General features: G+C 41.2%; 12 protein-coding genes. 7 read left to right on the top strand and 5 right to left on the bottom strand.

Translation table 11 applies throughout. From position 1 onward, the window contains the following. The first annotated feature begins 24 nt into the window (after positions 1-24). The 7 genes from H9X96_RS13535 (at position 25) to H9X96_RS13505 (ending at position 7,651) form a co-directional block, all read left to right on the top strand. Positions 25-882 carry an SPFH domain-containing protein gene (locus H9X96_RS13535; protein WP_187666811.1) on the top strand — a complete coding sequence of 286 codons (858 nt, stop codon included), beginning with the start codon at positions 25-27 and terminating at the stop codon, positions 880-882. Positions 883-894: 12 nt separating this feature from the next. Further along, a complete protein-coding gene (locus H9X96_RS13530) occupies positions 895-1,080 on the top strand; it encodes an Arc family DNA binding domain-containing protein (protein ID WP_187666810.1) in 186 nt (61 codons plus the stop codon). Between the two features lie 72 nt (positions 1,081-1,152). Continuing rightward, positions 1,153-2,331 (top strand): acetyl-CoA C-acyltransferase, encoded by a 1,179-nt coding sequence (locus H9X96_RS13525; protein WP_187666809.1) that lies wholly within the window; start codon positions 1,153-1,155, stop codon positions 2,329-2,331. Then, positions 2,332-3,249 carry a hypothetical protein gene (locus H9X96_RS13520; RefSeq protein WP_187666808.1) on the top strand — a complete coding sequence of 306 codons (918 nt, stop codon included), beginning with the start codon at positions 2,332-2,334 and terminating at the stop codon, positions 3,247-3,249. 183 nt (positions 3,250-3,432) lie between these two features. After that, the gene (locus tag H9X96_RS13515; protein WP_187666807.1) at positions 3,433-5,202 is read left to right on the top strand and encodes a peptide MFS transporter; all 1,770 of its coding nucleotides are present in this window, start codon (positions 3,433-3,435) and stop codon (positions 5,200-5,202) included. Between the two features lie 64 nt (positions 5,203-5,266). Then, entirely contained in the window at positions 5,267-6,820 is a 1,554-nt protein-coding gene (locus H9X96_RS13510) for a peptide MFS transporter (RefSeq protein ID WP_187666806.1), read from the top strand. A gap of 102 nt (positions 6,821-6,922) precedes the next feature. Next, positions 6,923-7,651, top strand: a complete 729-nt coding sequence (locus H9X96_RS13505) for a polyprenol monophosphomannose synthase (RefSeq protein WP_187666805.1) — start codon at positions 6,923-6,925, stop codon at positions 7,649-7,651. A 4-nt stretch (positions 7,652-7,655) separates the two neighbouring features. Here H9X96_RS13505 and H9X96_RS13500 read toward each other — a convergent pair whose 3' ends face one another. From H9X96_RS13500 to proS, 5 genes are read right to left on the bottom strand one after another with little or no spacing between them, the layout of a single operon-like run. Beyond that, on the bottom strand, positions 7,656-8,168 hold the full coding sequence (locus H9X96_RS13500; RefSeq protein ID WP_187666804.1) for a YdeI/OmpD-associated family protein: 513 nt from the start codon (positions 8,166-8,168) through the stop codon (positions 7,656-7,658). A 9-nt stretch (positions 8,169-8,177) separates the two neighbouring features. Continuing rightward, on the bottom strand, positions 8,178-8,969 hold the full coding sequence (locus H9X96_RS13495; RefSeq protein WP_187666803.1) for a TIGR02757 family protein: 792 nt from the start codon (positions 8,967-8,969) through the stop codon (positions 8,178-8,180). Positions 8,970-8,985: 16 nt separating this feature from the next. Beyond that, on the bottom strand, positions 8,986-10,125 hold the full coding sequence (locus H9X96_RS13490; RefSeq protein WP_187666802.1) for a cystathionine gamma-synthase: 1,140 nt from the start codon (positions 10,123-10,125) through the stop codon (positions 8,986-8,988). Next, complete coding sequence (locus H9X96_RS13485) at positions 10,122-10,817, bottom strand: hypothetical protein (RefSeq protein WP_187666801.1); 696 nt, start codon at positions 10,815-10,817, stop codon at positions 10,122-10,124. Before H9X96_RS13485 ends, H9X96_RS13490 begins: the two co-directional genes overlap by 4 nt. A 42-nt stretch (positions 10,818-10,859) precedes the next feature. Next, positions 10,860-12,332 carry a proline--tRNA ligase gene (gene proS, locus H9X96_RS13480; RefSeq protein WP_187666800.1) on the bottom strand — a complete coding sequence of 491 codons (1,473 nt, stop codon included), beginning with the start codon at positions 12,330-12,332 and terminating at the stop codon, positions 10,860-10,862. Positions 12,333-12,417 lie beyond the last annotated feature (85 nt).

Here is a 12,417-nt window from a genome sequence, read left to right as displayed (position 1 = left end):
TTATGATATCAAATCAATATCATTATGTATCAGGAAAAAATTATCACCCCACCATCTGGCTACCTTACATTTGTCCTCTTTCTGGCACTGTTAGGCGGCGGAATCTATGCATTAGCCACTGAGCAATATGCGATTGACGCGATCGCCCTTGCCCTCAACTTCATTCTGGTTTTACCAGGGCTGATTATCAACAATCCAAATGAATCCAAAGTACTCACCCTTTTTGGGAAGTATGTAGGCACGGTTAAAACAGACGGTTTTTTCTGGGTAAACCCACTAACTGTTAAAAAGAGTGTTTCTTTAAAAGCGAGAAACCTCAACGGTCATCAGATCAAGGTCAATGACAAATTAGGAAACCCGATTGAAATTGCAGCTGTTGTGGTATGGCAAATTCAGGAAACTGCAAAAGCGATGTTTGCAGTAGAAGATTACCTGCAATATGTAGCAATTCAAAGCGAAGCGGCAGTCAGACACCTGGCCAATATCTTCCCTTATGACAACTTTGAAGATGAGGAAGCCACCATCACCCTAAAAGATGGCGCAGAAAAAGTAAGCTCCCTTCTAGAAGCAGAGCTGAGCGAACGCTTGTCGAGAGCAGGAATTGAGGTGATTGAAGCCCGAATTTCACATTTGGCCTATGCACAGGAAATTGCCAGTGCCATGCTGCAGCGCCAGCAGGCTACCGCAGTAATTGCAGCCCGCAAATTAATTGTAGAAGGCGCAGTGAGTATGGTAGAAATGGCCCTGGACAGGCTTTCAGAAAAAAATATCGTAGAGCTTGATGAAGAACGTAAAGCCTCCATGGTGAGTAACCTATTGGTGGTGCTTTGCGGTGAAAGGAATGTACAGCCCATCCTGAATACCGGTACGCTATACAATTAATACTGATAAAACATGTCTGAAAAAGATAAAAAAGCTTTTGCACTGAGGATCAACCCTGCCCTGCTCAAAGAGATTGAGAACTGGGCAAATGACGAATTCAGGAGCATCAATGGGCAGATAGAGTACCTGTTGACTGAAGCGGTGAAATCGAAAAGAAAACGACGCATAAACAAAAATGATACAGATGAGCCTCGTTAAAAACGATGGAGTTTAACCAGCAGATACTACTAATTACTTAACTTTGCTTTCAACCAAAATTAAAAAGTACCAATGAGAGAAGTAGTTATAGTATCTGCAGTTAGAACCCCGATAGGAAGTTTTGGTGGTTCATTATCAAGTTTTTCAGCTCCTCAACTGGGCGGTATAGCCATCAAAGCTGCTGTAGAAAAAGCGGGCATCAGCCTTGCTGACGTTCAGGAAGTGTATATGGGCAATGTATTGTCTGCAAATATTGGCCAGGCTCCAGCTACACAAGCGGCAAAATTTGCCGGCTTACCAGACCTTCCTGCTACCACCATCAATAAAGTATGTGCTTCAGGAACCAAAGCCATCATGCTGGCTGCACAAAGTATCGCCCTTGGCGAAAACGACATTATCGTTGCAGGCGGTATGGAAAGCATGAGCAATGTTCCCTATTATTTAGATAAAGCAAGAAACGGATACCGTTTAGGCCATGGTCAGCTAACCGACGGCTTGGTAAAAGACGGACTCTGGGATGTATACAATGATTACCACATGGGTTCTGCCGCAGAACTATGTGCCGCAGAATGCGAAATCAGCCGTGAAGATCAGGATGCTTTTGCCATCAGTTCTTACCAAAAAGCACAGGCTGCGCAAAACGAAGGCAAATTCGACTCAGAAATTGTCCCTGTACCTGTCAAAGACCGCAAAGGCGAAGTGACCCTCATCTCGAAAGATGAAGAGCCATTTGCTGTTAAATTCGATAAAATCCCAGGCTTAAAACCAGTATTCAAGAAAGATGGAACAGTTACTGCAGCAAATGCCTCTACCTTAAATGATGGTGCAGCTGCATTGGTATTGATGAGTGCGGATAAAGCGAAAGAACTTGGATTAAAGCCATTGGCAAAAATCCTGGCGTATGCAGATGCACAGCAGGCACCGGAATGGTTTACTACCGCGCCGGCAAAAGCAATCCCCTTAGCCTTAAAAAAAGCAGGTAAAAATATCAGCGACGTAGATTATTTTGAAATCAACGAAGCCTTCTCTGTTGTTTCTTTAGCCAACAACAAGCTATTGGAATTAAATGCAGAAAAAGTAAACGTAAATGGTGGTGCAGTAGCCATTGGGCATCCACTAGGTGCCTCAGGTGCCAGAATCGTAGTGACCTTATTGACGGTACTGGCCCAGAACAATGGAACTATCGGTGTAGCCGGAATTTGTAATGGTGGCGGTGGTGCCAGCGCAATTGTTATTGAAAAGTTAAGCTAAATGTTCAAAGCTTTAAAATCGACCCTATTGGTGATGATATTATGCTGCGCGATGACAACGGTTCATGCGCAGCATAGCTTTCCGCTCAGCAATAACCCGGCAATGCTCCGGTTCCAGGACTCTTTAATCCGGATTAGCGCTCAGGCACAGCATGCCCAGAACAACCAGTCTCGTTTTGAGGCCAATGCGCATTTCATAAAAACATTGGTAGAATCCCTGAAAACGCCAGGATCATTTAACTACCCTTTTGATTCACTAAAAACAATCTCTACCCTGAATGCCCCGGATAAATCCTTCCGCATTTTCAGCTGGTACCTCCCGGTAGATGATGGTACCTACCGTTATTTCGGCGCGATACAAGTAGCCACTAAAGATGGGAAGCTAAAATTATTCCCGCTGATCGACAACACCGAGCAGCTGAAAGACCCAAATGCCATTACCAGCAATAAAAATTGGTATGGTGCCTATTACTACCAGATCGTGCCCATAAGCAATGGAAAATCGCCTGCCTATGCCTTACTAGGCTGGAAAGGAAACAACGGCAAAACCTCCAAGAAAGTAATCGAAATATTGTCCTTTGAAAATGGCGAACCCAGCTTCGGAAAAGCGGTCTTCGTACAGCCTAAAAACCCTGGCCTCAACCGTGTCATCTTCGAGTACAACAAACTCAACTCCATGACGCTGACCATGGACAAAAGCGTAAATATGATCGTTTTTGATCATCTTGCTCCTTTTAGTGAAGAAATGATAGGAAATTTTGAATATTACGCTTCCGACCTCAGTTTTGATGCGTATAAAGTGACGAGCGGCAAACTTAAACTCGTTGAGAATGTGGAACTAAAGAATGATCCTAATGATTTGGACGAGCTCTACATCGACCCGAAAGACAAAAAAATTCAAGCCATCAAGAAGCTTTAACAGATGCCAATACCACTCTAAACTACTTTAAAAATTTGTGAGTTTGACTCCGGGTGCCTATCTTGCGCGATGGTTTATTTTAATATCAAACAAAAACCTTACCAAAACAGAGCCCTCTCCATTATTTTATTTATAAGAACTAACTGAACCTTTCAATAAATTATTACACAAAAAAACCAACACATGAATGCACAAAATTTGGACACTCCAAATAACTTTTTTGAGAGTAAGGTACTAGGACATCCAGCTGGACTGTTTGTTTTATTCTTTACGGAGATGTGGGAAAGATTCTCCTACTATGGGATGCGCGCATTACTAGTGCTTTTTCTAACTTCTTCCATTATTGGTGATAATCCAGGATGGGGATGGCCTAGAGCTCATGCATTAGCAATTTATGGTTCGTATACAGGCTTAGCTTATCTGACGCCAATCCTAGGCGGTTATATTGCCGATAGAATCATTGGTTATAGATGGGCAGTTATAGTAGGAGCCTTATTAATGACCTTAGGCCATTTATCTATGGCCATTGAAATCGACCATTTCTTCATGTACCTGGGCTTATGTCTATTGGTAGTAGGTAACGGTTTCTTCAAACCAAACATGACCTCTATCATTGCACAGATGTATAAAAAACATCCGGAGAAAAAAGATGGTGCCTACACCATTTTCTACATGGGCGTAAACGCTGGAGCATTTTTAGGGATGTTATTGTGCGGATACATCGGAGAAAGCAAAGACTGGGGATGGGCTTATGGATTCGGTTTAGCCGGTATCTTTATGTTTATCGGTATGGTTCAGTTCTATTTCACTCAAGGGATTTTCGGTAATATCGGCTTAAAACCGCTTAAAAACGAAGTAGAAGAAGTTTCTGACAACCTAGAGGAAAGCACAAGAAACCCATTCTCTAAATTCGACTTATTGTTGATTGGTCTGATTGCTGTAATTGGCTTATCCTGGATTATCAATGATCCGGTTTCCAAAATTACCACCATGAACTTGTTCGCATTTAATGTGGGCAGCATGGAAGGAAGTAACTTCATGATCATCACTGCATTGGTGCTTTTCATATTCATCTTAGTGAAAAGGATCAGTCAATATACACCAGTATTACGCGATAAAATGATCGCTGTAATTGTCCTGGCCTTTATTACGATTTTCTTCTGGGCATCATTTGAACAAGCAGGTGGTTCGATGACCATCTTTGCAAAGGATTATACCCAGCGTATGCTAACAGGTGATTCTAAGGTGATTTTCAATGTGGTCAACACCATGATTACAGTGATTCCTCTAGTGATCATCTCTTATGTATTGCTCAAGCTGTTCTCTAAAACTTTCGGTAAATATTCTATCGGTAACCTAGTTTTAGCTTCAGGTTTCATCATCATTTGGGTGATTGTCATCTATATGCTTAAAAACCAATACAGCGAAGTAAAATCAGAAGTTCCAGCCACCTGGTTTGGTATCCTGAACTCTCTATTCATCATCAGCTGTGCACCAATCGTATCTAAACTTTGGGAAAGTAAATACAATCCTTCTGCAACGTTTAAAAACGGATTTGGTATGATTCTTTTAGGAATCGGTTTCGCCGTTCTTGCTTACGGTGCAAGTACCATCCCTCAGGGTGCTGCGGTAGCTTCAGTAAGTATGATCTGGCTGGTATTGGCTTATTTCTTCCATACGATGGGTGAATTGTTCATCTCTCCTGTAGGTTTATCTTATGTAAGTAAACTGGTTCCTGGAAGAATGATCGCCATTATGTTTGGTATCTGGTACTTGGCCATCGCTATCGGTAATAAAGTTGCAGGTACAATGGGTGGTATGATCGATGAGATCACTTCAAAATATTCAATGAGTACCTTCTTCCTGATCTTCACCTTTATCCCTATCGGACTAGGTTTGATCATCATGATGCTGACTCCATTAATGAAACGCCTGATGCACGGTGTAAAATAAAAAAATCAAGCCTTTGGAACTCTCCAAAGGCTTTTTTTACTAACAGAACAATGACAATTAAGATATGGCTGAAAATCTTACTTTAGAACAAATTCAGAATTTCAAGGGCAAGTATCCAAAACAACTTTGGTACCTGTTCTTCTCAGAAATGTGGGAACGTTTCTGTTTCTACGGAATGCGGGGAATGCTGACCTATTTCATGGTCACGCAGTTAATGATGAAAGATGGCGATGCCAATCTTCAATACGGAGCCACTCAGGCCTTCGTATATGCCTTCACCTTTATCGGTGGACTCTTTGCAGATAAAATCCTGGGCTTTAGGAAGTCCCTGTTCTGGGGCGGTATCCTGATGATTATAGGAAGTGCAATCCTCTCTTATGATCCGCATCAGTTCTTCTTTCTCGGGATCAGTTTCACGGTAGTCGGTACCGGTTTCTTTAAACCCAACATTTCTACGATGGTAGGTTCCCTTTACAAAGGCAATGACCCACGTCGTGATGCTGGTTTCTCTCTGTTCTATGCCGGAATTAACATCGGTGGTCTATTGGGTGGTTACGCCTGTATTTACCTTGGAAAAACCTATTCCTGGCACCTGGCTTTCGGCCTTGCCGGAATTGTAATGACCATCAGTTTGCTGACTTTTATCTTCACTAAAAAGAGCTTAGGTCCGATTGGATTATCTCCTTTTAAAGACGAAGAGGTAACGGTGATCTTACCAGAAAGCCTGGATGGAAAATTACCTGCTGAACCAGCAGTGATCAAAACCAAAGCGATCAACAGAAAATGGTACGATTATGCAGTATATGCAGGATCATTGGCCATAATTCCAGTGATCATGACCATGGTGGCCAAAACACAATATACCGACTGGTTTATGTACATCATCGGCCCTGCCACCTTAGTTTACATCATTTATGAAATGAGTAAATACGGATGGGAAGAGCGTAAAAAACTTATTGCAGCCATCATCTTTATCCTGTTCTCTATTGTATTCTGGGGAATTTACGAACAAAGCGGGGGCTCTATGGCGCTATTCGCCGCCAGAAACCTGGATGATAAACTTCTGGGCGTCATTACCCTGGATCCAAACGGTGTAAACAACTCTGCCAACTCTTTCTTTGTGATCATTTTTGCCTTTGTCTTCAGTCTGGTATGGATTGGATTAGCAAAGAAAAAGATCGAACCAAATACGGTAGTGAAATTCGGTCTTGGCTTTTTATTCCTGGCAGGTGGTTTCTTTATCCTATACAGCACCCGTTTCTTTGCCAATGCACAAGGTATTGCTTCTTTAGACGCCTTTACCCTGTCGTACCTGGTAATTACCTTCGGTGAGCTTTGCCTCTCTCCTATCGGCTTATCCATTATGACCAAATTATCCCCGGTTAAATTACAGGGTGTAATGATGGGAATGTGGTTCCTGGCCAGTGCTTACGGTCAGTATGTAGCCGGTATTTTAGGTGCACACATGGCGCAAGGCGGAGATAATGATACCACAGCTCAGAAATTAATGACCTTCACAGAGGGCTATAAACAGCTGGCTATTTATGCCTTAATTGCTGGAATATTATTGATTATCCTATCCCCATTAGTGAAAAAACTAATGGGAGATGTCAAATAATCTCATTTATTTGTGATTTAACATCATTAACCCTCAGTATATAGAATATACTGAGGGTTTTTTCGTTAAGAATCCATAATTTCGCTCCTAAATTTATATTACGTGTCAGACAGTCTAATTATAATCCCCACCTACAACGAGAAAGAAAATATTGAGAAGATCATTAGAAAGGTTTTCTCCCTGCCTTATTCTTTTGAAGTCCTAATTATTGATGATGGTTCTCCTGATGGAACAGCCCGCATCGTGAAGGGATTACAGCAAGAATTTCCTGGCCTTCATATCGAAGAAAGAACAGGAAAACTGGGTTTAGGCACTGCCTATATTCATGGTTTTCGCTGGGCATTAGCCCGTCCGCAGTACCAGTATATCTTTGAGATGGATGCTGATTTTTCTCACAATCCAGACGACCTGATCAGGCTTCGTGAAGCTGGTGTAAATGGTGCAGATTTAGCCATCGGCTCCCGTTATGTAAATGGCGTAAATGTGGTCAACTGGCCGATGAATAGGGTACTAATGTCCTACTTTGCCTCCATGTATGTGCGCATGATGACCAGAATTGACATTCAGGATGCAACTGCAGGATTTAAATGTTACACCAGACGTGTTTTAGAGACCATTCCTTTGGATAAAATCAAATTTGTAGGTTATGCCTTCCAGATTGAGATGAAGTTCACAGCAATCAAATATGGCTTTAAAGTAGTCGAAGTTCCAATCATCTTCACCGACCGTACAGAGGGTACTTCCAAAATGAGCACCCGTATTTTCAGGGAAGCTTTTATTGGTGTAATTCAAATGAAAGTTTGGAGTTGGTTCAGGAATTACAACCGGTAATCACTTAAGCTTTGCGGGGTTTTCCATCCCGCATCATCGTTCCGAAATCCCAGTCTTTGTCCATCGCAGTAACGATTTTGACCAGTCTTTTCGTTCTTGTGGCTTCCGTTTTTGCGGAATTCAACCAGTTGATGTAATAATTTTGGTGGGATTTTGGAAGCTTTAAAAAGCTTTCCAGCCATTGCGGCTCATCCGATAAACAGACTTCCAGGTCCTCCGGCATCAGGATTTTAAAGTCGAGATCTTCTTCCAGACGCAGCTCCAGTACTGCCCCTTTGTCCTTTTTTAGTTTTTTACGCAATGGCGCATTCAGTGCGATAATGAAATCACCTTCACCCATAGGTACAAGCGCTAGCCCGGCAACAGCCACCTGATCCAGCATTCCTTTTACCCGGTAGCTTTTCCGATAATCTGCCTTGATTTCGTTGGCAATGACAAAAGGGACGAAAACATAAGTCCAGCCGGTTTTTTCACCCATTTCAGCAAAACGTTCGATCTCCGCTTTAAAAGTTGCCATCAACTAAAATTAAAACTTTTCTTCGACACCTAGTCCAAATAAGGCAAAATCGTATTTAACCGGATCTATAGGATCAAATTCAGAAAGCTTTTTAGTCAGTTCTACCGCAGTCTGCCAATCTGTTTGTTTTCTGCTGATCATTCCCAATTTACGCGCTACCCGATCCACATGAACGTCACATGGACAAATGAGATCCGCAGGCTGTACAGTGTTCCAAAGTCCAAAATCAACGCCTTTATTGTCCTTTCTCACCATCCATCGTAAAAACATATTGAGGCGTTTACAGGTAGATTTCTGAAGTGGTGAAGAAACATGTTTAATCGTTCTTCTCGGGAAATCTGGCAAACTAAAAAAGTAAGACCTAAAGTAGTTTAATGCTTGTTCCGTTTTTTCTTCCAGGTATTCTGCTCTGAATATAGGTTTGGAAGGCAGGAGAAATGCCGTTTCCAAACTATCTGATTGCTCATAATGGAACTTAAAGAACGATACGAAATACAATAGATCAGTATCGTTAAAGGTGCGGTGCTTAAAACCCAGCAAACCTTTAAGGTCATCATCACTATGCTGCAGCATGAAATCGTAAGGCGCATTGTCCATGCGTTCAAACAACTCTGTACATTTATTGATAATGGTTTTGCGTTGTCCCCAAGCTAAAATTGCCGCAAAAAATGCGGCAATTTCAACGTCTTGTTTTTTAGAAAAACGGTGCGGAATGCAAACCGGATCGTTGGTAATAAAGTTCGGCTTGTTGTATTGCTCGACTTTATAGTCCAAAAAGTCTTTCAGTTCCAGGAATTCCAATATTTCTTATTTTAAATTAGCTCAATGCTTGTTCTAAATCGGCGATTAAATCGTCAATATCTTCTACCCCAACACTTAAGCGTAAAAGGTTATCCGTAACCCCTACTTTCTCACGTTCTTCCTTAGGAATAGAACCATGCGTCATACTTACCGGGTGGTTGATCAATGATTCTACACCACCTAGTGATTCTGCAAGCGTAAACACTTTGAAAGAAGAAGCGATTCTAAAGGTTTCCTGAAGGTCAGCCCCTTTTAAAGTGATGGATACCATACCACCAAAACCGCGCATTTGTTTCTTCGCGATATCATGGTTAGGATGATCTTCAAAACCTGGCCAATAGATTTTGTCTACTTTAGGATGGCTTTTCAGGAAGCGTGCTACTTTTTCACCATTCTCACAATGTGCTTTCATACGTAAATGAAGGGTCTTAATTCCTCTCAATACTAAAAACGCATCTTGAGGTCCTGGTGTAGCACCACAAGCATTATAAATAAACCAAAGGTCTTTATACAATTGCTCATCGTTCACTAACAAAGCACCCATAACCACATCAGAGTGACCACCGATATATTTGGTCACCGAATGCATCACGATGTCTGCGCCCAGATCAATAGGATTCTGAAGGTAAGGAGATGCAAAAGTATTGTCTACCGTTAAAATTAGATTATTCGCTTTAGTGATTTTGGCCACACCTTCAATGTCGATGATCTGCATGGTTGGATTTGTAGGAGTTTCAATCCACACCAATTTCGTTTTATCATTGATATATGGCAGCATATTTTCTGGCTTAGATAAGTCCAGGAAATGAAATTTAATGCCATATTTCGCATATACTTTAGTAAAGATACGGTAAGAACCACCATAAAGGTCGTTTCCGGTGATCACTTCATCACCCGGCTGTAACAGTCTTAAAACCGTATCTGTAGCCCCCATTCCACTTGAAAAAGCCAAACCATATTTAGCATTTTCCAAAGCAGCAAGACAATCTTCTAAAGCCTTACGGGTAGGATTGGTACCTCTTGAATATTCAAAACCCTGGTGATCACCAGGTGATTTTTGCCAGTAGGTAGAAGTTTGATAAATTGGAGTCATTACAGCTCCTGTAGATGGGTCAGGTTCCTGACCGGCATGTATTGCTTTTGTTGCGAACTTCATAGGTTATTATTTTGTTCTGTTTCAGCCTTAAACTGATACCCCAGGTGCTTTCCTGTCGGGTAACCGCTTGCGGCCAACATGGATTGTTTCTGATTTAAAGTTACTTCTTTTATTTGCGCATAAGGGGGAATTATTAAATCCGTAGCCAGACAGAACAAAATTGACCGTTCAATGATATCTGTCAGCGCTGCTTCTGTCACTAGGTTTTCGGAAAAATCCTGATATAAAAAGTCTAATGCTCCTTCCCCTTCTACTAAAAAATGTTTTTCTTTATTGATGAGCAGCCTTGCAATGAGCGAGCCTTCATCTGCCAGACGATTGTATTTAATAGAATCTGCCAGGAAATTATGGAGGTAAATCGTGCCGCAATAACTGCGTAAAGGATCTTCTTTTACATAATTCGTTTGAAAAACGGAATGACCAGTACCAAAGTTAAACACATTACTGTGCATCGATACCACCATCATATCACCAGAAAATTTCAGCTGTACTTCAAACTTATTGTTTTCTTTATAATCGATCTCTACGGAAGGATCTTTAGATTGATAATCGCTTTTCAATTTGCTGGCAGTCTTAATGAGCTGCTTTTTAAGCAGCTCAAAGACTTCCGTTGTATTTCTATAAATGGCCTGTTTTAAAGAGGCTTTATGCTCAAATTCAGTCAGTATTTTCGCGTAGTTTTCTGTATCCACTATTTTAATTTTGTTTCCCCTAAAGCGCAAAATGATGAAATCTTAATAAGCGCGGGCAAATAACACCCTTTGTTTAGATGGTTTTCCTGAATAGATACAAACACCATCTTCCTGCTTATTGTTTAAAGGAATACACCTGATGGTAGCTTTTGTCTCCTCTTTAATTTTTTGTTCTGTTTCTGGAGTACCATCCCAATGCGCAGATACGAATCCAGCTTTACCATCTAACAATTCTTTCAGCTCATCATAAGAATTTGCTTCAGTAGTATGTTCTTCACGGTATTGGAATGCTTTATTGTAAATATTGGCCTGAATTTCATCCAATAACTGAACGATAAAAATATCTAGACCTTCCTGAGCTACAGTTTGTTTCTCTCTGGTATCTCTACGGGCTAATTCAACAGTACCATTTTCCAGATCACGGCCACCAATTGCTAAGCGAATTGGTACGCCTTTCAATTCATATTCAGCAAATTTGAATCCTGGACGCTGTGCCTCACGATCGTCATATTTCACAGATACGCCTAAACTTTTCAATTTAGCAGATAGTTCATCTACAAAGCTGGTGATGTTTTTCAGGTCTTCTTCATTTTTATGAATCGGAATGATCACCACTTGGATTGGCGCTAATTTTGGAGGCAATACCAAACCGGCGTCATCACTATGTGCCATAATCAAGGCGCCCATTAAGCGGGTAGATACCCCCCATGAACTCGCCCATACATGCTCGATTTTACCTTCTTTATTAGTGAATTTTACATCAAATGCTTTTGCGAAATTTTGTCCGAGGAAATGAGAAGTACCTGCTTGTAAAGCTTTACCATCCTGCATTAACGCCTCAATACAATAAGTCTCTAATGCACCTGCAAAACGTTCATTCGGAGTTTTCATTCCTTTTACCACTGGCATCGCCATCCAGGTCTCTGCGAAATCAGCATATACATCCAGCATTTTTTCTGTTTCTTCTACCGCTTCCTCTGCAGTGGCATGTGCAGTATGCCCTTCCTGCCATAAAAATTCAGTAGTACGTAAGAACAGACGCGTACGCATTTCCCAGCGCACCACATTTGCCCATTGGTTGATCAGCAAAGGAAGATCACGATACGACTGAATCCAGCCTCTGTAAGTATTCCATATGATCGTTTCAGAAGTTGGTCTTACAATTAATTCTTCTTCCAGTTTTGCCGTATCATCAACAATGATGTTTCCATTTCCGTCATTTTTAAGACGATAATGTGTCACTACGGCACATTCAGTGGCAAAACCTTCCACGTGTGATGCTTCCTTAGAAAAATATGACTTAGGAATGAATAAAGGAAAATAAGCGTTACTATGTCCTGTATCTTTAAACTTCTTGTCTAAAACCGCCTGTATTTTCTCCCAAATGGAGTATCCGTAGGGTTTTATCACCATACATCCTTTAACAGAGGAGTGCTCTGCCAGATCGGCTTTCATAACAATGTCGTTATACCACTGCGAATAATCTTCATTTTTACTTGTAATACCTTTGCTCATAACTATTTGGAATGTTTTTTGTGTAACTTTGCTTGAAATGTAGACTACAAATTTATAAATTTATAGCCGACAAAAAAGCGTGTGA

The sequence above is a fragment of the Pedobacter sp. N36a genome (assembly GCF_014472395.1).
GTDB lineage: Bacteria > Bacteroidota > Bacteroidia > Sphingobacteriales > Sphingobacteriaceae > Pedobacter.
Note: the sequence above shows the minus strand (reverse complement) of the source record. Positions and strands in the feature narration are given on the sequence as shown.